We start from the raw sequence: 22,874 nt of genomic DNA, 5'->3' as shown, positions 1-22,874 counted from the left end.
TGTCGAGCTGACACACAAAGTTCGTGGTTGTTCGTGTCGTTCGTGGTTGAATCTTACCTTAATTCACCGCCAGGTCGGCCGTCTTGTTCCGCAAGGCGCGCACGGCCTCCTTCGTCTCCGGCAAATCCAAAGGCGCGATCGGGTCCTTGCGCTGGTCGTTTTCCCAGACCTTGATAAAGCCCGGCATGATGACCGACAAAGGATCGACGCCGACCTGCGGCGCCTTTGCCGGGCCTTTGACGTCGTACTTAATGCCGACCAGGCCCAGGCCGTTCGACTTGACGTCCCCGAACAAAGCATTGATCCGGTAGGCCGGGATCAGCGTGCCGTTCAGCGTCATCGTCTTGTCGCCGATATCGGTCGTGCCCCAGACATTGATGCCCAGCGCCTTGCCCTTGGCCCAGCCGTTGCGTACGAACAGCGTGTCGCCGCGATAGCGCACCGGGAATTCGAAGTCGGTAAAGGCGATGCCTTCGCCGGTCAGCGTGTCGTTCAGGCCGGTCATCGAGGCGACGGTCAAAAGCTGCGCCAGCACGGGGATCTGCTTGACGCGGATATTCTCGCCGGCGATGCGGGCATCGACCTGGCCGTCCATATAGGCGCCGGTCATTTCGGCCTTGCCGCCATAGACGTTGCGCACGCCGCCATAGGTGCGCAAAAGGTTGCCGAAGTCGTTGGTGCGCAGGTTGAACAGGCTGTAGGCGCCTTGCGACTGGAAGGCGATGGCGACCGGCGCATTGCCGATCAGGTGCGCCGTGCCCTGCCCGTCGAGGCCGCTCAACCCGTCCCAGGTAAGGTCCAGCTTGACGTCGGTAAAGGCGCCGTCGGCCGAGGTCTGCAGGCTATCGAGATCGACGACGAAATGGGTCGGCGTCTTTGCCGTCCCTTGGTTAGTCGCTGGGGCAGTCGTTGGGGCCTGCGCCTCCTCAGCGGGTTCAGTGGCCCTGTCGCGCTCCTTCTCCAGCCACGGCCGCAGGTCAAGTTGCTTGCCGCTGATCGACATGACATTGATGCCCTGCTCCGGCAGGACGTAGTTCTTGAAGGTCACGTCGATGAAGTTGCGCAGATAGAGGTTTGAAAAATCGGCGAATTCCAGTTCCCCCGTAGCACCGAAAGAGGCGCGGCCGTCGATCCGGATGCGATCGCCGGTGGCATAGATGCGCGACAGGTTGACCCCCCCGCGCTTACCGGCGTCAACGCTCTGCTCATCGAAGGACACGCTGAAATTGGCGGCCTCGCCGGCGGGCTTGATCCAGTCGGTGGCGCGCACGCCCAGTTCGGCCTTGGCCGCATCGACATTGGCGATGGCCGCCGGATGGCCCGGCGTGTCGTAGAGTGTGAAGACCGAACCGAGATTGCCCTTGATCTGCACCGGCGCCTGCGAATAGCCGAGTGCCGCCAATATCGAGTCGCTGACCGTGCCGCGCACCTGGAGCGTATAGTCGATCTGGGCGCGCGCCTCACGTGTCGGCATATCGAAATCAATGGTTTCGCCCAGCATCTTCACCTGGCCAATGAGTTTCTGCGGCGTCTGTTGCCACAGGGCGGTGACGTCGATGGGCGCCGCCGGCGTGAAGAAGGCCTTGGGCAGGCCGAGCGTCGCCCAGTCCTGCGGACGCAGTTTCATATTGATCCGGCGCAGCAGTTCGTCCGAGCCCGCCTGTTCCGACCATCCCAGCACGGCATTGATATCGTCAAGCTTGATCAGCGCTTCCTTGGACTCGCTGTCGAGCGCCACATTGACCGTCAGATGGCGCGACTCGCTGAAGACTGGCAGGGCGCCATAGCCCAGTTGGCGCGCCTCGTCCGGCGTGATCGTCGCCTGATAGACCAGGCGCGGCAGTTGTCCGTCGATATAGGCGACATCGCCCGACAGGCTCTCGGCCTCGACGCCGCCGCTCCAGATATCGCCCGAGCGCAAAAGCGATATCTGCGTCGGCGTCTCTGTCTTCAAGCGCTCGAACATCGGCAGGCCTTGCGCGATCATGCCGGATGCAATGGTGACGCCGGAAATATTGACCTGGGACGGACGGCTCTTGTCGTCCGAGCCTTCATTGGTCCAGTCGACGTCGCCGCGGAAGATGTCGGCGTCGACCTTGCCCCTGCCCTTGCCGTCCTGAACGACGAACTGTCCGGTAATGGCAACGGGCACGCGCGGGCTGCCGCCGAACTGGGCGGCGTTGAACTGGCCCTTGAAGTCGATCGTCTGGGCCTTGGGCACGAACTGGGTGCGATACGATATGTCTCCGCGATAAGGGCCGACGCGCGCAGGACCCGCCACCACCAGGCTGTTGGCCAGCAGGTCGCCGCGCACCTTCAACGTCCCGCCAGTTAGGTCCCAGCCGAGCGCCGCCTGTTTCATGCCGGCGTCTGCGATCGTCGCGTCGAAAGTCAGGCCGAAATTCTCGTCGGTAATCTTGCGCAGCGTCGGGAAGGTGATGTCGAGCCGGACCTGCGACTGGCCCTGCAGGCGGTCCCGGTTCAGGCCGTTTGTCTTGAGTTCGCCGTCAGCGATCGGATCGACGGCTTCGATGACCTTGACCGCCTCGCCTTCGCTTTCGACCCAGATGTGGGTCTGCGTCGACCGGTCGTGGAAGCTGGGGACCAGCAGCCCGCCCTTGGTCATGTGCACCTCGACCATGCGGCCTTCGGTGACGTCCATGGCGAAGCTGTTGCCCTTCAGGACCGCGTGGCCCTTGAGCCCCTCGGCGTCGGGCAGCTTATCGTGCGTCCCCAGCTTGACGTTGGCGAAGTCGAAATCGAGCCGCAAGTTGTCATCTCTGAGATTGCCGAACTCGCCGGGCTTTACCTTGAGGACAAAGTCGGCATTGGCGAAGTCGCCGTCCCTTATGCGTTCGATCAGGTCGGTGCGCAGGATGTGCGACAGGTCTTCGGGCCAGAAGGCGAAGACCTCCTCCTTGGTGAAGCGGCCCTTGATCTTGGCGGTCAGGTCGGCGCCCAGCTTACCGTCGCTGCCGGTGTAGACCAGGCCTTGCGATTCCAGCGGCGCGCCGTTCAGGCTGCCGGTCGCCGTGTCGAAACGGAACTGGCGTTTCGCAGGCGTAAAGCTGCCGCGCACATGGGCGTTTGTGAGTGTCTGGCGGGCGAAGTCGTCGGCCAGGCGGCCGGTGACGCGCGGTCCGGCGAAGTCGAAGGTCAGGGCCAGGTCGCGCCTCGCCTTTCTGTCCTCGGGATGGATCTGCACCCAGCCGTGCAGGTCGGTGTCGAGCAGGTGCGCCTGTACCTTGAAGGTCCTGAAGACGACCGTGCGGTTGGCCGAGGCATAGGTCGCCTTGATGTCGGCGCCGTCGAAGACCTGCTTTTCGTCGCCCAGGGTCAGATGCCCCTTGCCGGCGGTCAGGTCGAGGAAGGCGCCTTCGAATCCGCGCCGGGCGCTGTAGTCGATGCGCGCGCGGCCATTGACGGGAGCGTCGACCAGGGCCAGGTGACGCGTCACCCCGGCCGACGGGAAGACGCGCGCCGGATTGAGATTGCGCACATCGGCGGTGATGACGGCGCGTTTCAGGCCGACTTCGCCCGAGGCATCGGCGCGGATCGCGGCGTCCGAACCCGGGCCGGCGATGGTCAGGTTGATATGGCTGTTCAGCTTGCCGCGCAGCTTGGTGAAGTCGATATTGTTGATCTTCGCCGTCCATTGCACGCCCGTGCCTTGCTGGCGCAGATGGAACTCGCCGTTCTTGACCGCCAGTTGGCGGGTGAAGCTGGCGGGACGGCCCAAGGTCTCCTGGCCGGTCAGGTCGTAGAGGAAGTTGTCGAGCGGGCCTGCGGCGCCTGGGCTGCCGTGGGCCTCGTAGCCCAGGTCATAACGGCCTTCGCGCGAGACCGAGGCGGCCACGAAGAAGTCTTCGGCCGTCAGGCGCGCCGGCGCGAAGTGCATCAACAGCAGACTGTCCGCCGCCAGGGCCGTTTCCAGCTTCCCTGCGCGCACGATCACCCGGTTCTGCCTGTCCTGGACGATCAGATTCTGGAAGCGGAAGCCGATGGCGCGGGCGTCGCCGAACCAGACAAGATCGAGATGACCGATGCTGGCGCGTGTATTGGGCAGGTGCGCCTCGATCCGGTCGGCCAGAACAGGCCGTAACCCGTCGACGCGCATCGGACCCGCCGACAGCCGCAGGCCCAGCGCGATCACGCACAGGGCCACGCCGCCCAAAAGGATCAGGCGATAGCGGCGTCTGATGGCGGCAAGCACGCTTTTGACGGGCGAAACGGCGGAAATAGCGGTTACTCTTTTATCATTCTTGTTGGCATTTGCCCGCCGGTCTGACGCCGGTTGTGGACAGGTCGTGAGGCACCATAGACGATTGTCCGGAAAACAGCGTTAAGATAGGAGGAAAATTCCCGATTCATCGGAAACTTTTACATTTTAACAAAGGCAAGCCTATGGCAAAACCCGCGGTATCCACGACTTCTTTTCAGCCAAGGCCCGCGCCGGACTTTTCGCTGCCCGTTTCCGGCGGTGGCGAGGTCTCGAAAGCGTCGTTGAAAGGCCGGTGGACGGTGATCTTCTTCTATCCGACCGATGACACCGAAACCTGCACCAAGGAGGCGTGCGCCTTCTCGGGTGCCATGCCGGAATTCGTCAAAATGGGCGTGGGCCTTTATGGTTTGTCCAAGGACAGCCTGAAGGACCATGACAAGTTCATCACCAAGTACGGCCTGAAGATGCCGCTGATCTCGGATGAAACGACCGAAACGATCGCCGCCTTCGGATCATGGATCGAAAAGTCGCTGTACGGCCGCCAGTATATGGGTACCGACCGCTCAACCTTCATCATCGACCCCGATGGCCTGATCCGTCGGGAATGGCGCAAGATCCGCGTCAAGGGACACGTCGAAAACGTCCTTGCCGCGCTTCAAACTCTGAAAGGTTAACCGGTCACAACCTTGTTACAAAGCCATGCTAGCGGCATCGAACTTGAAAATGACAAATTAAGAATTTCATAATGGGACAAGGGCTTGGTCAGGACGATGCAACACCGGTCGATGCATTTGTTTTCATCCCCTTTTGCGAATAAGTCGCCGGTCCCGCGAATCGCTTCGGAACATACGCCTTGCGCAGTCTCGTACTCATATGCATACTTAATAAAAGGTTTAGGGTGCGGTGATGAGTAAATCCTTGTTCAAGCGCGTCGGGGAGCTTGCGGAAAGCGTCTTCCCGGAACGTCACCTCTATATTCGCTCCGGCGGCGAAACCCATGGCCATGTCCTGACGACGGGCAAGCAGGCCGTCCTGTTCCTGATCGTCTCGGCCATACTGTGCTGGCTGTTGGTTTCGACCAGCTTCGCAGTCTTTTTCACCACCACGCAAGGCAGTTCCGCCGAAAACCAGATGCGCATGATGAAGGCGCAGTCGGAACGCTGGATCGCTGACCGTCAGGCGCGTCTCGACCTGGCCATGCAGCAGGCCAACGCCAATACCGGCTCGCTGGAGGACCTGGCCAACACAGTTGAGAAGCGACATAATGCACTGGCGCAAGTCCTTAAGGATTTCAAAGGTGTACCTGGCGCAGCTGCGGCGCTGTCTCCGGCGCCCATTGACGCGAACCTGCCGCCCGTCGAACGCATCTATTCGATCCGCGCCGAACAGGAACGCATGATCAGCCAGGCCGAGGTCTTCGCCAAAACGCGCGCCGAGCGCCTGCGCCTGGCCTTCCGCCTCGCCGGCCTCAACCCCGCCTCCTTCGCTGGTGGCGGCCAGGCCGGGCCCCTGGCCGGCAAGGACGCCAAGGCACTGTCGGTCATACTGGGCGTCGATGAAGACTTCGCCGAACGCATTTCCAACGCCGCCAACGACCTGAGCGACATGCGCGGCCTGCAGCGCAATTCGGAACGCATCCCGTTCGGCCGGCCGACCATCGGCACGCGTACGACCTCGGGCTTTGGCGTCCGCTTCGACCCGTTCAACCGCACGCCGCGCTTCCACCAGGGCCAGGACTTCTCCGGCGCCTACCTCACCCCCATCTATGCCACGGCGCCCGGCGTCGTTGCCTTTGTCGGCGTCCGCTCTGGCTATGGCAACTGCGTCGAAATCGATCATGGCAACGGCTTCAAGACGCGCTACGCTCACCTGGCCGCCTTCAGCGTCCGCGCCGGCCAACGCGTCGCCGTGGACCAGCGCATCGCGTCCATGGGCAATTCCGGACGTTCTACCGGCACCCACCTTCATTACGAAGTGTGGATCAACAGCCGCCCGCAAAATCCCGCACGTTTTCTCAAGGCAGGTGACTATGTTCAACAAAACTAAGACCCCTCCGGCCAAGCCGCAACCGACCGTCGCACCGGTCGCCCCCGCGGTCGAAGCACCCAATCTCAACCTCACCAAGAAGCCGTCCTCGCCCACCACGGGCAACAGCTTCTCGGGCGGCGCAAAGCCGTTCTCGAGCGTCGGCTCGGGCCTGCTGATCGATGGCAACGTCACCGGCACCGGCGACCTGCACCTCGACGGCACCGTCAAAGGCGATGTTCGCGTCAACCACCTGACGGTCGGTGAATCGGGCAATATCGAAGGCAAGGTCGAGGCCGAAACCATCGAAGTCCGCGGCCGTATCGTCGGCTCGATCCAGGGTAAGCAGGTCAAGCTGCAGGCCACCGCCTATGTCGAAGGCGACATCACCCACGAGACGCTGGCCATCGACGTCGGCGCCTACTTCCAAGGCCGCTGCCTGCAGCGCCGCAGCGACAGCATGGCGGCGTCGGTCGCCTCGCCGGCCGCCAATGTCAGCCCGGCCGCGCCGGCTGCTCCGGCCTCGCCGGCGGCGCCTGCCGCTCCCGCCGCGCCCTCCGGCGGTATGTCCAGCTACGACATGAGCGCCCTTTCGGACCTGACCTGAGACGGGCCTGATCCGGGCGTTACGCGATAACCTGTCCGCACGAACATAGTCTTTATAAACGGAATGCCGGGGAAGGCTTGATCTTCCCCGGCTTTTTGTTGATCCTTGGCGCCCGACGCCACGGAAACCGCATGACCGAACCCGCCAAACAGCCTCCTCCGCTCAACTGGGCGGCCATGGTCTTCCTGCTCAAGGAAACCTGGCAGGAATGGAACGACGACAACGTGCCGAGGCTGGGCGCGGCGCTGGCCTTCTACTCCATCCTGTCGATCGGCCCACTTCTGCTGATCGTTGTGTCGCTGGCCGGCCTAGCTTTCGGCGATGAGCGCGCCTCGGCCTTCATCTTCTATGAGATCAGCGGCCTGGTCGGCATAGACGGGGCGAGCGCCATCCGCACCATACTGACGAATTCGACCACGACAGAGTCGAGCCTGATCGCCACCGCCATCGGCGTCGTCACCCTGGTGGTCTCGGCAACGGGCTTCTTCGCCCAGCTCCAGGACTCGCTGAACACGATCTGGAACGTCGAAGGCGCCAACGCCGACATCATGTCATTTGTCAAAAAGCGCCTGCTGTCGTTCGGGATGATCCTGGGGATCGCCTTCCTGTTGCTGATCGCCCTCGTGGTTTCGGCGGCCCTGTCGGCGATCGGCGCCTATTTTGTCGAACTGCTGCCGGCTTTGGTCATGCATGGCGTCAACCTGGTCGGATCGTTCGCCGCCATCACCTTTCTGTTCGCCATCATCTTCAAGGTGCTGCCCGACGTCAAAATCCGCTGGCGCGACGTCTGGCTGGGCGCGGCGATCACCGCCCTGCTCTTTTCAATCGGCAAGACCTTGATCGGGCTTTATCTCGGCCAGAGTGCGTTTTCGTCGACCTACGGCGCGGCGGGTTCGCTGATGGTGGTGTTGGTGTGGATCTACTATTCGACGCAGATCTTCTTTATCGGCGCGGAATTCACCCAGGTCTATACGCGCTATCTCGGCCGCCAGATCGTCATCAAGAAGGGCCGCCGCAAGCCGGTCAATACCGCCAAGGAAGCGCTGAAGGGGGCCGCCGCGAAGAATGTGAAGGCGGCCGTCGATGTCGTGTGTGACGAGACCAAGGACGTGGCGGCAAAGAAGGCGGAGTAAAGCTCAGTCACTCTTCCCTGTCGCGGAGCGATGGGGAGGGGGACCGCTAGCGAAGCGCAGGCGGTAGACCCCACCACCACATCTCATTCGCTTCGCTCATTCGTCTTGCGCTTGCCGGAACTGTATTCCGGCGGCGCTCACCCGACCTCCCCATGCCTTCGGCACAGTGAGGAGAGACGGAAGCTAGCTCCTCTTTCGCTCCAGAAACGCATCCGCACCCCACTTGCCGGCGCCGGTCGTCATGAACACCAAGCCGATAAAGACCAGGATGGCGTGCGGATACTGTGAGCGGGCATCGGCGCCCGTCGTCGCGAACAGGATCACCGCTACCAGGAAGTTGACCGACAGCACCAGGCCGGCCCAGCGCGTGAACAAGCCCAGGATCAAAAGCGCGCCGACGATCAACTGTGCCCACACCGATACGACCGCGGCAACCTCCGGCCACGGACAGTTCATCGTCGCCAGGAACATGGCGAACTCGGTCATCCGGCCCTTCTCGGTGATGTTGTCCCAGACGCCCCAGATCAGGAACCCGCCAAGATACAGCCGCAAGGCCAGGAAGGCCAAAGGCTGGCCCAGCCGTTCGATCCAGTCGGCGTTCAGCTTCAATGATGCCATGCCACTCCCCGTACTTTTCAGGGGAAGCAGCATAACATCGTTCCGGAAAACGCGAACGAAAAAATGGTTACCGAGGGGTTAAACTTCCGCCGCGTCGCGGGTCACGCCGACACGCTGAGCCAGCGACGCGCCCATGAATTCGTCGAGGTCGCCGTCGAGCACCGCAGCGGTGTCCGAGGTTTCGACATTGGTGCGCAGGTCCTTGACCATCTGGTAGGGCTGAAGGACGTAGGAGCGTATCTGGTGACCCCAGCCGATATCGGTCTTCTGGTCTTCCAGCGCCTGCTGAGCCGCCTCGCGCTTCTGCAACTCGGCCTCATAGAGGCGCGCGCGCAGCATCTTCCACGCTTCGTCGCGGTTGGCGTGCTGCGAACGGCCGGCCTGGCAGGCGACCGCGATGCCGGTCGGGATGTGCGTCAGGCGCACGGCCGAGTCGGTCTTGTTGATGTGCTGACCGCCGGCGCCGGAGGCGCGATAGGTGTCGGTGCGGACGTCAGACGGGTTGATGTCGATGACGATGGTGTCATCAACGACCGGATAGACCCAGACCGAGGCGAACGAGGTGTGCCGCCGCGCGTTGGAGTCATAGGGTGAAATGCGCACCAGGCGGTGGACGCCCGCTTCGGTCTTCAGCCAGCCATAGGCGTTTTCGCCCGAGACCTTGAGCGTCACCGACTTGATGCCGGCCTGCTCGCCCGGGGTTTCTTCCTCGACCGCCACGGTCATGCCGTGCGCCGACGCCCAGCGCGTGTACATGCGCAGGAGGATGCCGGCCCAGTCGTTCGATTCGGTGCCGCCGGCGCCGGAATTGATTTCGACATAGGCGTCGTTGCCGTCGGCTTCGCCGGACAAAAGGGCTTCGAGTTCGGCGCGGCCGGCGCGGGCTTTCAGGCCCTTCAGCATGTCGCGCGCTTCCTCGATAAGGCTTTCGTCGCCTTCCATGTCGCCCAGTTCGGCGAATTCGATGGCGTCCTTCAGTTCCTTTTCGAGCGAGGTGACCGCATCGACCGATGCCGCCAGCTTGGAGCGCTCGCGCGAAATCTTCTGGGCTTCGTCGGGCTTGTCCCACAGCGTCGGGTCTTCGACGCGGGCATTGAGTTCATCGAGACGTCTTAGTGCGACATCCCAGTCAAAGACGCCTCCTGAGCAGGCCGACGGACTGCTCGATTTCGGAAGCTGCGGCTTCGATATCCAAACGCATGGGGGGATCCTTAAATTCGAACGCCGGGATGTATAGGGGGTCGCCTAGGATTTCAAGCTGAAAGCGTGGGTCCGAGTTATGCCTGCCCCCACCACCACATCTCATTCGCCATCTTTCGATGGCTCACTCGTGCGGTTCCCCTCCCCACTCGCATCTTTGCGTTGATACGTTGGAGGCGCTCATGGGGAGGAATAAGAAAAGAGCATTACGCTGGTGCCGAGCCTATCCTATTCCTCCCCATGAGCGACTCGGGAGAGGTTTCGCAAAAGATGTGAATGGGGAGGGGAACCAACGCGCCTTGGCGCGTTGGTGGTGGGGGCATTGATGACGAATATGGTGCCACCTGGCTCTGAAAGCACAGAGCTTAGTCGTTCGGCGTTCCGATTGGCGCTTCGTCGGCGGCGGGCGCATTGTCGCCGGCGTCGTCCCAGGCATCGAGATAGGGCGTCGGGCCGTCTTCGACCGGCGTATAGGTGATCTGCGGCTCGGTGCCCGGCTTGAAAGCTTCCTCGCGGCCGCGAATCGACATGTAGACCGCGTCCTTCGGCTTGTTGAACTGGCGCTTGGGCCGGTTGACATAGGCCGCCTTCATGAAGTCGATGAAGACCGGAAGCGCGGCCGATGAACCGGTTTCCTTGTCGCCAAGGCTGCGGTTGTCGTCGAAGCCGATATAGACGCCGACCACCAGATCAGCCGAAAAGCCCATGAACCAGGCTGAGCGATAATCATTGGTCGTGCCGGTCTTGCCGCCAACCGGGAAGCCCAGTTCGCGCGCCCGCACGGCGGTGCCGCGTTCGACCACGCCCTGCAGGAAGGAATTCATCTGGTAGGCGGTGATCGGGTCCATCACCTGGGTGCCCTGAGGCAGCAGGCGCGGACTTTCCAGACCGTCGAAGGCGTCCTTGCAGGCGGTCGGGCATTGGCGCTCGTCGGCCTTGTAGATCACCTTGCCGTCGCGGTCCTGGACCTGGTCGATCAGGTGCGGCTTCACACGCCGGCCACCATTGACGAACATCGAATAGGCACTGGCCAGGCGATAGGGTTGAACCTCCCCTGCCCCAAGCACCACGGCCATTTCGGCCGGCATCTTGTCGGCGACGCCAAAATCACCAACGATTTTCTGCGTGATCGGTTTGATGCCGACGCGTTGCGCCAGACGGACCGTCATCAGGTTGCGCGACAGTTCGATACCCCGGCGGATGGGCTGCGGGCCCATATAGTCGTGTTCGTAGTTCTGCGGCGTCCACATCTTGCCGTCGCCGCCCATCATCGAGATCGGGCCGTCTTCGACGATCGAGGCGGGCGTGAAGTCGCGTTCCAGCGCCACGGCATAGACGAACGGCTTGATCGACGAACCCGGCTGGCGTAGCGCCTGGGTGGCGCGGTTAAACTTGGACAGCGAGAAGGAATAGCCGCCGACCATGGCGACGATGCGGCCCGAATAGGGATCGACCACGACCATGGCGCCGTTGACGATCGGCACCTGGTGCAGACGATAGGCGCCATCGGACACCTTTGAGACATAGACCAGGTCACCGGCCTTGAGGCCCTTGCCGGCCTTGGCCCAGGCGACGTCCTCGCCGCGCAGGGTTCCCGATCCGCCGTCGTGGGCGCGCACGCCGCCCGATGCCGAGGTGACGAGGCCGATCTGCCAGTCGCGGCGTTCGGACGGCGACTTGCGGTTCATGGCCAGACGGTTTTCGACGTCCTGGGCTTCGCGTTCCCACATGTCGGTGACGGGAATATTGCCCCACGCCCCGCGCCAGCCGTGGCGGCGGTCATAGACTTCGAGCCCGTTCATCAACGATTGCAGGGCGATGGTCTGGAGCTTGGGTTCCAGCGTCGTCTTGATATAGTAGCCCTGGGTATAGATGGCGTCACGGTCGGGGAAGAGCGATTTGGCGCGGCGCTCGACCTCAGACACGAAGTAGTCGGCGTCGTGGTACTTGGCGCGTTCGGGACGGGCCTCTACGACCAGATCCTTCTGCATGGCGGCCAGCGCGTCGGCGCGCGTGATCCAGCCCGCCCTGTCCATTTCACCGATCACCCAGTTGCGGCGCGCGATCGCGGCCTGCTTGTGCGTCGTCGGGCGATAGTTTTCAGGACCCTTGGGCAGGGCGGCCAGATAGCCCACCTCTTCAAGCGTCAGGTCATCGACCGACTTGCCGAAATAGTTGAAGGCGGCCGCGCCCACGCCGTAGGAGCGGTAACCGAGATAGATGTCGTTGAGGTAAAGCTCGAGAATCTGTTCCTTCGACAGCGAATTTTCCAGCCGCCGCGCCAGGATCACTTCCTTGAGCTTGCGGCCCAGCGTCCGTTCGTTGTTCAGGAGCAGGTTCTTGGCCACCTGTTGCGTGATGGTCGACCCGCCTTCGAGGCGGCGACCGCGCACGAAGTTCAGCACGTTCTTCATCATGGCGCGGCTGAGGCCCGAGGCATCGACGCCCGAGTGGGTGAAGAAGTTGCGGTCTTCGGCGGCGAGAAACGCCTGGCTGAGCTTTTGCGGAATGCGATGATAGGGGACGTAGATGCGCCGTTCCTGGCCATATTCGCCGATCAGCGTACCGTCCCAGGCAAAGACGCGGGCCGAGGTCACCGGATGGAAGTCGGCCAGTTCGGAGCCGTCGGGCATGTCGTGGAACAGCCATGCCGCATAGGCGGCCACGGCGAAACCGGCAAGGCCGATCACCGTCATGACGCCCGCGGCGATCATTCCAAACAAACGCTCGGACGACTTTACCAAACGACTTCCCTCACCTCTCGTGGCTTAACCTTTAGCAAAAGCCCGGGAATAGGCAAAGCCATTCGGCGAAATTTCGGAATGGCTTCGCGAATGTGGCGAAATTGCCCAAAGGAAAAGGCCCCGCCGTAATCGACGGGGCCTTATAAATGCGGTCTTGTGCGGTTGGCTTAGCGGAAGCCGGCCAGCGAGGCGTAACGCACGTCGTTTTCGAAATACTTGTCGATCGCCTTGGCCACCTGCCCCATCATGGCGTCGCGCGACCGCGAATCGGTCAGCATGGCTTCATCCTTGGCGTTGTTGACAAAGCCCATTTCCAGCAGGACGGCCGGGACGTCGGGCGCCAGCAGGACGACGAAACCGGCCTGGCGCAGGCTGGTCTTGAGCAACGGCGTCGTTTCGCCGATATTGTCCATGACCAGCTGGGCGAAGGTCGCCGAACGGTTCTTGGTGGCGCGCTGGGTCAGGTCGACCAGAATGCGGCTGACGATGGCGTCGTTCGGCATGTCGTTAAGCGACCAGTCGCCCTTGACCAGGGCCTTCTTGGCAATGCGCTCGCTGCCCGAATCCGACAGGGTATAGATGCTGGCGCCGCGCGCCGTGCCGTCGCCGCCCGAATCCGAATGCAGCGAGATGAACAGGTCGGCGTCGGCGCCGCGGGCGATGCGGACGCGCGCCGGCAGGTCGACGAAGCTGTCGGTGTCGCGGGTCATGATGACCTTGTAGCGGCCGGTCTTTTCAAGACGATCCCGCAGGGCCTTGGCGGCGGCCAGGTTGATGTCCTTTTCCCAGCTCTTGCTGCCGCGCGCGCCGGGGTCCTTGCCGCCGTGGCCGGCATCGATGACGATGACCTTCTTACGCTTGGCGGGCGCTACGGGCGTGGCCTGGGCGACGGTTGCGGTCACGACCGGCGTCGCCTTGGGCGCCGTGTTCATGGGGGTATCGCCCGGCACGACGTCGATGACGTAGCGGTAGACGCTGATGCCGTCGGCGGGCGGCAGCAGGAAGCGCTTATAGATGCGCGCGCCGGTGCGGAAGTTGAGCTTCAGGCGCGCGGAACCCATGTCGTTTTCCAGCGCCCAGTCCTTGATAATACCCTGGCCCGCGCCCGACATCGGCGCGTCCATGCTGACATCGCCCAGGGCAAGGACATGGCGCGTCTGGTCGGCGCTGGTCGAGACGACCTTGCCGGCCGCGCTCTTGTCGAGTTCGATGACGATGCGGGTCGTCGAGCCGGAACCGCCCATGCGGACACGGACGACGTCGCCGGACGGCGCGGCCATGGCAGGAACAGCGACAGCGGCGGCCAGGCACACCAGGCCAGCGGCGAACACCGCTTTCAGTCGCTTGAAATTGCTTACACCCTTGCTTTTCAGGGCATCAGCCGGAAGACACATTCGGAACTCCACGCACCACATTTTCTATGTTTGCAGAAGGTTATCTGTGGCACCACTATGCCTGACCGGTGTAGAAATCCGATTAAAAGGCGTGGTTACTGCTACTTTAACCTCTTTCCTTACCAAAGCCTTAAGCACGTGAAGCCATAGCCCACTTTTTCGCGGGCTTTTTCAGGGCTTGATAAGTAAGGATTAAGGACTGACCCGGGTGGTCCATTCGGGAATTTTTACGCAGCGGGGAATACGCCCCGGACGGGTCAGTTGGGACATTATCCGCATACTCGGGACATAACGCTATTGGCTGCCTGTTTCATATCTCAGGATACCATAGGGGTCAATAATTCGCCATCTACGGCTGAATTCGGTGGCGCAATCGCCGCAGGTGTCGAAAATTGCGTTGACGCACGGTGCTTTTTCGCGCCATGTTGCAAACAGGTATCGCCACTTTCCCGAGTCCGATACGGCGCCGACAGCGCTGGACAAAGAATACGGCGAACCTTGTCATGACGAAATTGCGGCACTATCTCGCAGTCTGTCATTCAGCGGTGGCCCCTTATAGCCATTTTCGCCTGATGGTCTGCACTTTCTGCCGCCGGACCGTCATGACGCCGAATAAGTTGCGCACCTTACATGGAGCGCAAATCCGAGTTGGAACAATATCTTATGGGCTGCGCCTTACACGTCCGCACTGGAATGTCCGTGAGCACTAACGTCGTACATGACGTTGCCGCTCCCAGCGCGCGCCCCAACACCCCCTATCAGCGCCCCGCTCCCGCCACCGCCCAACGCCGCCAAAGCGCGGCCTTGCGTGCGCCTGCGTGCCGGCGCTCCGGAGACCCCTTTAATGTCAAAAACCATGTTAATCGACGCGACGCACACGGAAGAGACCCGTGTCGTCGTGCTCAACGGCCAGCAAAACGGTAACCCCCGCGTCGAAGAATTCGATTTCGAAAGCCTCAGCCGCAAACAGCTTCGCGGCAACATCTATCTGGCCAAGGTCACGCGCGTCGAGCCGTCGCTGCAGGCCGCCTTCGTCGAGTATGGCGGTAATCGCCACGGCTTCCTGGCCTTCAACGAAATCCATCCCGACTACTACCAGATCCCGGTCGCCGACCGCGAGAAGCTGATGGCCGAGCTGGCCGCCCAGGCGCAGGCCAATAATGGTCACGCCCACGACGACGACTCAGAGGACGAGGATCACGAGGACGAAGGCGACGACCTGCCCGACGAAGAGCGCCGCCTGCGCCAGCACCTGATCCGCCGCTACAAGATCCAGGAAGTCATCAAGCGCCGCCAGATATTGCTGGTCCAGGTCGTCAAGGAAGAGCGCGGCAACAAGGGCGCGGCCCTGACTACCTACCTGTCGCTGGCCGGACGTTACTGCGTGCTGATGCCGAACACGGCGCGCGGCGGCGGCATTTCGCGCAAGATCACCAATGCGGCCGACCGCAAGCGTCTCAAGTCCATGGTCCAGTCGCTGGACGTGCCGCACGGCATGGGCCTGATCGTTCGCACGGCCGGCGCCAAGCGCACCAAGCAGGAGATCAAGCGCGACTACGACTACCTGCTGCGCGTCTGGGAAACCATCCGCGAGACGACCCTGCGCTCGAACGCCCCGGCGCTGATCTACGAGGAGGAAGACCTCGTCAAGCGCGCCATCCGCGACATGTTCGACAAGGATTTCGCGGGTGTGCTGGTCGAGGGCGAGGAAGGCTACAAGTCCGCCCGCGACTTCATGCGCATGATCATGCCGTCGCAGGCCAAGAAGATTCAGCCCTATCGCGCCAATTCGCCGCTGTTCGCGCGCTATGGCGTCGAGGACATGATCTCCAAGATCTACTCGCCCGTCGTGGCTTTGAAGTCCGGCGGCTACCTGGTCATCAACCAGACCGAAGCCCTGGTCGCCATCGACGTCAACTCGGGCAAGTCGACCAAGGAACGCAATATCGAGGCGACGGCGCTCAAGACCAATCTTGAGGCCGCCGAAGAGGCCGCGCGCCAGATGCGCCTGCGCGACCTGGCCGGCCTGGTCGTCATCGACTTCATCGACATGGACGAGCCCAAGAACAACCGGGCCGTCGAAAAGAAGCTCAAGGACGCGCTGGCGGAAGACCGCGCCCGCATCCAGATGGGCAAGATTTCCGGCTTCGGCCTGATGGAAATCTCGCGCCAGCGCCGCCGCACCGGCTTCCTGGAAGGCACGACCGTCACCTGCCCGCACTGCGAAGGCATGGGCCGTGTCCGTTCGGTCGATTCCGCCGCCCTCTCGGCCATGCGCCGCATCGACATGGAAGCGATGCAGAACGGCGCCGGCGCCATCACGGTCAAGCTGCCGATGACGGTCGCGCTCTACATCCTCAACGAAAAGCAGGCGCACCTCGCCAAGCTGCGCACCGAATGGGGCCTGAAGGTCAATATCGAGGTCGATACCGATCTCGGCCATACCGACCTGCAGATCATCCGCACCGTCACCGCCGATGAGGTCGACTTTACGCCGCCCGTCCGCCCCGAACCCGTTGCCTTCGACTTCAGCGTCGACGTCGAGGATGAAGAGGAAGACGAGGAGGACGAAGAGGCTATCGAACGCGAGGACACGGATGACGACGAGGCCTCGGCCCGCGTCCAGACCCGTGAGGATCGTGACGACGGCGAAGGTGGCCGCCGCGGCAAGCGCCGCCGCCGCCGCCGGGGTGGCCGTGATGGTGGCCGCGAGCGCGGTGAAGGTGAAGCTGAAGCGGCTGCGGACAGCGCCGCCGAAGACGGCGATGACGAGGATGGCGAAGAGGACGATGGCGATTTTCGCCGCAATGGCCGTGGCCGTCGTCGTCGTGGCCGCAGGGGTGGCCGCCGCGCCGGCTTCGAGAGCCGTCCGCGCGAGCCCTACGGCTGGGTGCGTGCCCGCACGCCGTCGCTGGAAGCGCCCTATGTCTGGATCGATCCGTTCGAAGAGCAGCAGCAACAGCAGGCGGCGCGTCCGGCGCGTCCGGCCGTCGCCCCCATGGGTGACGTCGCGGGTGTCGCGGCGGCCGGCGCCATCGGCAGCACCTCGACCGCTCCGGTCGTGAACCAGCCTTTGGGCGCGGAGAACACCCAGCCGACCTCGCTGGTGCCCGACGACCTGCGCAATCAGCCGGCGCCCAAGCGCGCCCGTCCGCCGCGCAAGGGCCGCAATGTCGTGACGACCGAAGAGGCGCCCGCCGAACCGGTCGCGACCGAGGCCGCGCCTTTGGAAGCGGTTGAGGCCGAGCTGCCGCCGGTCGAGGTCCGCGCCCGTCCGAAGCGCTCGCGCAAGAAGGCCGAGGTCGCCGAGGCTGTTGAACCGACCGAAACCGTTGTCGCCGACGTGGCGGAACCGGTCGTGGCCCGCCCTGCCCGCGCCACCCGTTCGCGCAAGAAGGCCGCCGAGACGCCGTCGATCGTCGCCGCCCAGGAGACCGACCTGACCGCGCTCGATCCAGTCATCGTCGCTCCGGAACCGGCCCTGGCCGTCGCCAAGGAACTCGAAACGGTTGTCGCGGAGCCCGCGCCCGCCGCCATCGATCCGAACGACATCTCGAGCGCCGCCCCGCCGGAAAAGCCGAAGCGCGGCTGGTGGAAGCGGTAGAAGCGATATCCAAAAAGCGTGAAGCAGTTTTGGATAAATATCGCGACAAGCAAATGTGAAACAAAGGGCTTCGGTTTCATCCGAAGCCCTTTTTTATTGCCGCTCAGCGCCTTAGATTTGTCATGCTTGCCGGATAGCGATAAGCTGCTGGGGAAGTCGCGATGAAACATAAGAAGGGCGCTGATCCTGTATCGGCGCCGGGATTTACGTCCATGAACCGAGGTCCTTCGAAGATTGGTGCTGCGTTGCGCACCGGCGTTTGCATGGCGGCGGCGTTGCTGGCCTTCGCCCTGGCGGGCAATGCCCAGGCGCAGGGTGTCATCCGTGACACGGAAGTCGAGCTGTTCCTGAAAAAAGAAACCCGGCCGATCATGGTCGCGTCGGGCCTGGACGCCGACAAGGTCCAGTACCTTTTGATCGCCGACGACGAACTGAACGCCTTTGCCACCACCGGCCTGCGCATGGGTCTCAATACCGGCCTGATCCTCGAGGCCAAAACGCCCAACGAGCTGTTCGGCGTCGTCGCCCACGAAGCCGGCCACCTGAGCGGCGGCCACATGATGCGCACGGACGAGATCATGCAGGCGGCCAAGATGCCGACGGCGATCGCGCTTGGCTTAGGTGTCATCGCCTTGATGGCCAAGGCGCCGTCCGCCGGCGCCGCGCTCATGGGCTCGTCGACGACCTTCGGTACGCTGAATGCCCTTCGCTACATGCAGACCCAGGAATCGGCCGCCGACGCCGCGGGCGCCAAGGCGCTGGAGCGCGCCGGCATGTCGGGCAAGGGCCTGGTCGAGTTCTTCTACAACTTCCGCAATGTCGAGACCTTCTCGAACGCTGAACGGTACAAGTTCTTCATTACCCACCCCCTGTCGCGCGAACGCATCCAGAGCCTGCGCCGCATGGTCGAGGCGCAGCCGCACTACAATGCGGTCGATCCGCCCGAGACGGTGGCCCAGTTCAAGATCGTTCAGGCCAAGCTTGCGGGCTTCCTGAATGACCCGATCAAGACCTTCAACATGTATCCGGAGAGCGATACCTCATATCCGGCCCGCTATGCGCGCGTCATCGCGACCTATAAGCGCGGCGACTGGGACAAGGCGCTGACGCAACTGGATGGCCTGATCGCCGAACAGCCCGGCAACGCCTATCTGTGGGAGCTGAAGGGCCAGATCTATTTCGAAACCAGCCGGGCGGCCCTGGCCGAACCGGCGCACGAAAAGGCCGTTGCCCTGATGCCGGACGCGCCGCTTCTGCGCCTCAACCTGGCCCAGACCCAGATCGCCCTGGGCGACAAGGACAATCTGAACGCGGCCCTGGTCAATCTTCAGGAGTCGCTGAAGGCCGAGGAGGACAACAGCTTTGCCTGGGAGCAGATGGCCCAGGCCTATGACGGCCTGAAGCAGCCGGGCATGGCGCGGCTGGCCCAGGCCGAGGCGCAGTTCTATGGCGGCGACTATATGGGCGCGCGGACCTCGGCGGTGTGGTCGCAGAAATATCTGGAGGCAACCTCGCCGGAATACCGCCGGGCGCGTGACATCGTCATGGCGGCATCCTATGAGATGGGCGTGGCGCCGGTCGACGGCGAAACCAAGCGCCGCCGGCGTAATTAAGAACTGAAAGACATAGCCAAGTGACCGAAGACAACACCCCGGCGCCCGAAGCGCCGAAGCCTGCTCCCGCACCTTCCGCGTCGCCGCTGGCCGGCGTCTTCACCCAGGCCAATATCACGCTGGGCCTGTCCGTCCTGGCGGTCATCCTGGCGGCGGCGCCCTATGTCGTGCCGCAACTCCAGGCCTACCAGGTGCGCTCCGGCCTGATGGCCAAGCCGTCCATGCTCAAGGACGCCAGCCTGGAACTGCAAAGGCAGCAACTGGCCGAGGCGTCGGCCAAGACGCTCGAAGGCGTCAAGACGCACCAGGCGTCGCTCTACAAGGACGCATCCGACCCCGTCCTCGGCAATCCCAACGCGCCGATAAAGGTCGTCGAATTCCTCGATTACAATTGCGGCTACTGCCGCGCCGCCGCGCCCAGGCTGAAGACCTTCCTTGAGGAAAACAAGGATGTCGCGATCATCGTCAAGGAATATCCGGTCATCAACCAGAACTCGCGGCCCCTGGCGGCGTTCGCGCTGGGCGCCGCGAAGACCGGCCAGTATGAGGCGATGCATTACGCCCTGATGGAGGGCAAGGTCACGAGCGAGGCCGACATGATGGCCCTGATGACCCGCGCGGGACTGGACATCAAGGCGGTCAGCGAGGCCGCGTCGTCAAAAGAGGTCCATGACCATATCGACCGCGTCATCACGCTGGGTTCGGACCTTAACATCACCGGCACGCCGATGTTCATCGTCGGCACACGGATCATCGACGGCGCCAAGATGGATGACCTGAAAGCGGCCGTCGAAGCGGAACGCCAGAGATTAAAGGCGGGTTAATCCTTTAATTAAGAAATTCGTAGTAAACATTGATTTAAGTTTACTTTTTCACGATTTGCAATCTCTGGCTGTCCTAATCTCGGCGCGCGTCCAGCGTTTTCCGGACGATGTGTCAGTGAGAGGACAAATCATGTCTATAGAGAAAACGGTCAATGTTGCCCGGGCCGTCCAGGTCCAGATCCGCGCCGCCGAGGAAGCCATCGATACGGCGCTTGGCGAAGCGGCGCACCTGATGGAAACCTATATCACCTCACGGCGCGCACTGGAGCTGTCCCCTGCGCGGTCGACCGAGGTCAACGAGAATACCCTTAAGGCGATGCAGGCACTGAATGAAGCGCAAGGCTACATGGCCGAGGCGCACCGGGGCCTTACGCGCATTCGCAAGCATATCGGTGTTCCTGCGGCGATGATGCCGCTTGATGACAGCCCAAAGGACGGGGACAAGCCCAAGGACGACACGTCGGTCAGCCGGCTGGCCGCACCTCTTGCGACGACTTGACCGAGAGTTGAGGTTTAGCCTTGTCAGACATGCCCTTTCCCTGTTCTATCCGTCCCTGACGACGAGTCGGGCAATAACGGGGAACGGGCATGTTGCAGTCATGGGTGACACAACTTGGCGCGTGCGCCGTCGCCTTGGTGTGTCTCTACGCGATTGTCGCGGGGACATGGCGCGAACGATTCGGCGCGTTTATCTACCTGTCAGGCTATCTCCTGACCATGGGATTTTCCCTGGTTTCAAGCGATCACATCGCCGCCTATATGCTGGTGGCCGACGTCATCTGCCTGCTCGGCTTCTATATTGCCTGCTGGAACACCCAGCACCCTTGGCCGCAATGGGCACTGTTGGGGCAGATCGTCAGTGTGGCCATCGATATCATCGTGTTGCTGAATATCGGCGTCGGCGTCACGGCGTTGCTGGTTGTTCAGACTATCGCGGCGTGGGGTGTGCTGCTGGCGTTGCTGATCGGCACGATAGCCGTGACAAAGGCGCGACGGGCGGCGCGTAAGTCCGGCGTCAAGAAGGCGCCGATGACCAAGTCTCCCCTTACAAAGTCGTCGTAAGACGGTGCTCCACACAGCTTCTTTATTTTGAATGCGTTACAGTCATGGATACCGCCGTCCGCCGGTATCCCCAAAACTGAAATGCTGTCTATGTCCTATTCCTCTGCGCTTATTGCGGAACGCGTGTTCGTGCCTTCGTCCTCATCTCAGGATGACCCGTTGCGTATCCTTGTCGTCGACGACAATGTGCCGTCGGCCATGACTTTGGCCTGGGCGGTTGAATCGCACGGCTATACGGTGGAGGTATGTCACGACGGACGGTGTGCGCTTGAGGCGGTCGAGCGGTTTCAGCCGGACGTCATCCTGCTCGATCTCGGCATGCCGGGTCTCAACGGGCTGCAAGTCGCACGCGCCCTTCGCGCCGATCCGCGTCATTCCGGCATCAAGATCATCGCGCAGACCGGTTGGGGCGATTCGGAAATGCGCCGCCGCACGGCCGAGGCCGGCTTTGACCTGCATCTGGTCAAGCCCGTCGATCTTGCCGTGCTCGAGGACATGCTGGCCCTGCTGGGGCGGAAGCCGGCCTTCAAATAGGTCCCGTCAGATCAGCCCGGCCAACGGCGACGACGGATCGGCGTAGAGCTTGCGCGGCATCCGTCCGGCCAGATAGGCTTCGCGGCCGGCGATGACCGCGTGCTTCATGGCGCGCGCCATGCGAATTGGGTCCTTGGCTTCGGCAATCGCGGTATTCATCAGGACAGCATCGCAACCCAGTTCCATGGCTTCGGCGGCTTCGGAGGCCGTGCCGACCCCGGCATCGACGAGAACCGGCACCTTGGCGTTTTCGATAATGATGCGCAGCGTCACCGGGTTCTGGATGCCCAGGCCCGAACCGATCGGCGCGGCCAAAGGCATGATGGCGGCGGCCCCCGCCTCTTCCAGCTTGCGGGCATAGACCGGGTCGTCCGAACAGTAGACCATGACGCTAAAGCCGTCCTTCACCAGCAGCTTCAGCGAGCGCAGCGTTTCTTCCATGTCGGGATAAAGCGTCTTGGGGTCCGACAGGACTTCGAGCTTGACCAGGTCCCAGCCGCCGGCTTCGCGCGCCAGGCGCAGAGTGCGGACGGCGTCTTCGCCGGTAAAGCAGCCGGCGGTGTTGGGCAGGTAGGTGAATTCGTCGGGCTTGACGAAGTCCATCAGCATCGGCTGGTTCGGATCGGTCAGGTTGACTCGGCGCACGGCGACCGTAACGATTTCGGCGCCCGAAGCGCGCGCGGCCGCGGCGTTCTGGGCGTAGTCCTTGTACTTGCCCGTGCCGACGATCAGGCGCGACGTGAAGGTCCGGCCAGCGACGGTCCAGGTTTCGGCGGTGTTGAGCTCTTGAGCGATGGTATCGGGCATATCAATCATATCCTAGATAAAGCCTGACCACTTCGCCCTCCCATTTATGGGGAGGGGGGACCATCCGAAGGATGGTGGGCGGGGCCAACATACAATGTTACATGTTCGGTGTTCGGAATTTCTACAAGAAGCCCCGCCCACCGCCTATCGGCGGTCCCCCTCCCCATAAATGGGGAGGGCGAATAGTGTCCAATTTTCCATTCGATCTTGCGAAACGAGTAAGGAAGGGAAAGAAAGCAACTATCCGCCTCCCACAAAATGGACGATTTCGATCCGGTCGCCGTCGCTCAAAGCCGTCCCCAGGTACTGTGATTTGGGCACGATCTCCAAATTCCGCTCGACCGCCACCTTGCGGCCATCCAGGCCGATTTCGTCGATTAAAGCGGTGACCGTCCCCGCGGCAACCTGTTTTTCCTCGCCGTTCAGCACGATATTTACCATTTGGGAACCATATTTTTCCTAAAGCGGCGGGATTGCGGAATAGTTC

The 22,874-nt window shown here is 62.6% G+C and carries 17 protein-coding genes; 10 read left to right on the top strand and 7 right to left on the bottom strand.

Going from position 1 to position 22,874, the window contains the following annotated elements; genetic code table 11:
- Nucleotides 1-58: 58 nt before the first annotated feature.
- The gene (locus J2X24_RS03620; protein ID WP_310002386.1) at nucleotides 59-4,213 is read right to left on the bottom strand and encodes a YhdP family protein; all 4,155 of its coding nucleotides are present in this window, start codon (nucleotides 4,211-4,213) and stop codon (nucleotides 59-61) included.
- Nucleotides 4,214-4,404: 191 nt separating this feature from the next.
- Between J2X24_RS03620 and J2X24_RS03615 the strand changes: the two genes are divergently transcribed.
- From J2X24_RS03615 to J2X24_RS03600, 4 genes are all read left to right on the top strand, one after another.
- The gene (locus J2X24_RS03615; protein WP_209716793.1) at nucleotides 4,405-4,896 is read left to right on the top strand and encodes a peroxiredoxin; all 492 of its coding nucleotides are present in this window, start codon (nucleotides 4,405-4,407) and stop codon (nucleotides 4,894-4,896) included.
- Nucleotides 4,897-5,128: 232 nt separating this feature from the next.
- Complete coding sequence (locus J2X24_RS03610; protein ID WP_209716791.1) at nucleotides 5,129-6,268, top strand: M23 family metallopeptidase; 1,140 nt, start codon at nucleotides 5,129-5,131, stop codon at nucleotides 6,266-6,268.
- On the top strand, nucleotides 6,252-6,854 hold the full coding sequence (locus tag J2X24_RS03605; RefSeq protein ID WP_209716788.1) for a bactofilin family protein: 603 nt from the start codon (nucleotides 6,252-6,254) through the stop codon (nucleotides 6,852-6,854). The genes J2X24_RS03610 and J2X24_RS03605 overlap by 17 nt, the downstream gene beginning before the upstream one ends.
- A 131-nt stretch (nucleotides 6,855-6,985) precedes the next feature.
- Nucleotides 6,986-7,987, top strand: coding sequence for a YihY/virulence factor BrkB family protein (locus J2X24_RS03600; protein WP_209716785.1), 1,002 nt, complete (start codon nucleotides 6,986-6,988; stop codon nucleotides 7,985-7,987).
- 183 nt (nucleotides 7,988-8,170) lie between these two features.
- On the opposite strand, the gene J2X24_RS03595 is transcribed toward J2X24_RS03600, so the two are convergent.
- The 4 genes from J2X24_RS03595 to J2X24_RS03580 all read right to left on the bottom strand — a co-directional run bounded on the left by J2X24_RS03595 (nucleotide 8,171) and on the right by J2X24_RS03580 (nucleotide 13,943).
- On the bottom strand, nucleotides 8,171-8,605 hold the full coding sequence (locus J2X24_RS03595; protein WP_209716783.1) for a DoxX family protein: 435 nt from the start codon (nucleotides 8,603-8,605) through the stop codon (nucleotides 8,171-8,173).
- 78 nt (nucleotides 8,606-8,683) lie between these two features.
- Nucleotides 8,684-9,806, bottom strand: a protein-coding gene (prfB, locus tag J2X24_RS03590; RefSeq protein ID WP_209716780.1) for a peptide chain release factor 2 whose coding sequence is annotated in 2 segments (ribosomal slippage) — nucleotides 8,684-9,736 and nucleotides 9,738-9,806 — 1,122 coding nt in all. Because the reading frame shifts where the segments join, the coding sequence is not laid out codon by codon here.
- 364 nt (nucleotides 9,807-10,170) lie between these two features.
- A complete protein-coding gene (locus J2X24_RS03585; RefSeq protein WP_342591057.1) occupies nucleotides 10,171-12,549 on the bottom strand; it encodes a penicillin-binding protein 1A in 2,379 nt (792 codons plus the stop codon).
- 167 nt (nucleotides 12,550-12,716) lie between these two features.
- Entirely contained in the window at nucleotides 12,717-13,943 is a 1,227-nt protein-coding gene (locus tag J2X24_RS03580; protein WP_209716777.1) for an N-acetylmuramoyl-L-alanine amidase family protein, read from the bottom strand.
- A gap of 844 nt (nucleotides 13,944-14,787) precedes the next feature.
- On the opposite strand from J2X24_RS03580, the gene J2X24_RS03575 reads away from it, so the two are divergent.
- The 6 genes from J2X24_RS03575 (at nucleotide 14,788) to J2X24_RS03550 (ending at nucleotide 21,580) form a co-directional block, all read left to right on the top strand.
- The gene (locus tag J2X24_RS03575) at nucleotides 14,788-17,547 is read left to right on the top strand and encodes an Rne/Rng family ribonuclease (protein ID WP_209716775.1); all 2,760 of its coding nucleotides are present in this window, start codon (nucleotides 14,788-14,790) and stop codon (nucleotides 17,545-17,547) included.
- 212 nt (nucleotides 17,548-17,759) lie between these two features.
- Nucleotides 17,760-19,160 carry a M48 family metalloprotease gene (locus J2X24_RS03570; RefSeq protein ID WP_209716773.1) on the top strand — a complete coding sequence of 467 codons (1,401 nt, stop codon included), beginning with the start codon at nucleotides 17,760-17,762 and terminating at the stop codon, nucleotides 19,158-19,160.
- A 20-nt stretch (nucleotides 19,161-19,180) separates the two neighbouring features.
- A complete protein-coding gene (locus J2X24_RS03565) occupies nucleotides 19,181-19,984 on the top strand; it encodes a DsbA family protein (RefSeq protein ID WP_209716771.1) in 804 nt (267 codons plus the stop codon).
- 130 nt (nucleotides 19,985-20,114) lie between these two features.
- Nucleotides 20,115-20,483: a hypothetical protein gene (locus tag J2X24_RS03560; RefSeq protein WP_209716769.1), complete on the top strand. Its 369-nt coding sequence runs from the start codon at nucleotides 20,115-20,117 to the stop codon at nucleotides 20,481-20,483.
- Between the two features lie 89 nt (nucleotides 20,484-20,572).
- The gene (locus J2X24_RS03555; protein WP_209716767.1) at nucleotides 20,573-21,046 is read left to right on the top strand and encodes a hypothetical protein; all 474 of its coding nucleotides are present in this window, start codon (nucleotides 20,573-20,575) and stop codon (nucleotides 21,044-21,046) included.
- A 159-nt stretch (nucleotides 21,047-21,205) separates the two neighbouring features.
- Nucleotides 21,206-21,580, top strand: a complete 375-nt coding sequence (locus J2X24_RS03550) for a response regulator (protein WP_245344431.1) — start codon at nucleotides 21,206-21,208, stop codon at nucleotides 21,578-21,580.
- A gap of 6 nt (nucleotides 21,581-21,586) precedes the next feature.
- Here the strand turns inward: J2X24_RS03550 and J2X24_RS03545 are convergent, their stop codons facing one another.
- Both J2X24_RS03545 and thiS read right to left on the bottom strand, forming a co-directional pair.
- The gene (locus J2X24_RS03545; protein ID WP_245344430.1) at nucleotides 21,587-22,387 is read right to left on the bottom strand and encodes a thiazole synthase; all 801 of its coding nucleotides are present in this window, start codon (nucleotides 22,385-22,387) and stop codon (nucleotides 21,587-21,589) included.
- Between the two features lie 240 nt (nucleotides 22,388-22,627).
- The gene (gene thiS / locus J2X24_RS03540; protein WP_209716760.1) at nucleotides 22,628-22,828 is read right to left on the bottom strand and encodes a sulfur carrier protein ThiS; all 201 of its coding nucleotides are present in this window, start codon (nucleotides 22,826-22,828) and stop codon (nucleotides 22,628-22,630) included.
- Nucleotides 22,829-22,874 lie beyond the last annotated feature (46 nt).

Source organism: Asticcacaulis solisilvae, assembly GCF_017875235.1.
GTDB classification, from domain to species: domain Bacteria; phylum Pseudomonadota; class Alphaproteobacteria; order Caulobacterales; family Caulobacteraceae; genus Asticcacaulis; species Asticcacaulis solisilvae_A.
Note: the sequence above shows the minus strand (reverse complement) of the source record. Positions and strands in the feature narration are given on the sequence as shown.

Coding starts and splice junctions, on each gene's coding strand:
- J2X24_RS03555 (WP_209716767.1), top strand. CDS start 20,573: ATGTTGCAGTCATGGGTGACACAACTTGGCGCGTGCGCCGTCGCCTTG.
- J2X24_RS03605 (WP_209716788.1), top strand. CDS start 6,252: ATGTTCAACAAAACTAAGACCCCTCCGGCCAAGCCGCAACCGACCGTC.
- J2X24_RS03545 (WP_245344430.1), bottom strand. CDS start 22,387: ATGCCCGATACCATCGCTCAAGAGCTCAACACCGCCGAAACCTGGACC.
- J2X24_RS03580 (WP_209716777.1), bottom strand. CDS start 13,943: ATGTGTCTTCCGGCTGATGCCCTGAAAAGCAAGGGTGTAAGCAATTTC.
- J2X24_RS03600 (WP_209716785.1), top strand. CDS start 6,986: ATGACCGAACCCGCCAAACAGCCTCCTCCGCTCAACTGGGCGGCCATG.
- J2X24_RS03570 (WP_209716773.1), top strand. CDS start 17,760: ATGAACCGAGGTCCTTCGAAGATTGGTGCTGCGTTGCGCACCGGCGTT.
- J2X24_RS03560 (WP_209716769.1), top strand. CDS start 20,115: ATGTCTATAGAGAAAACGGTCAATGTTGCCCGGGCCGTCCAGGTCCAG.
- J2X24_RS03595 (WP_209716783.1), bottom strand. CDS start 8,605: ATGGCATCATTGAAGCTGAACGCCGACTGGATCGAACGGCTGGGCCAG.
- thiS (WP_209716760.1), bottom strand. CDS start 22,828: ATGGTAAATATCGTGCTGAACGGCGAGGAAAAACAGGTTGCCGCGGGG.
- J2X24_RS03615 (WP_209716793.1), top strand. CDS start 4,405: ATGGCAAAACCCGCGGTATCCACGACTTCTTTTCAGCCAAGGCCCGCG.
- J2X24_RS03610 (WP_209716791.1), top strand. CDS start 5,129: ATGAGTAAATCCTTGTTCAAGCGCGTCGGGGAGCTTGCGGAAAGCGTC.
- J2X24_RS03575 (WP_209716775.1), top strand. CDS start 14,788: ATGTCAAAAACCATGTTAATCGACGCGACGCACACGGAAGAGACCCGT.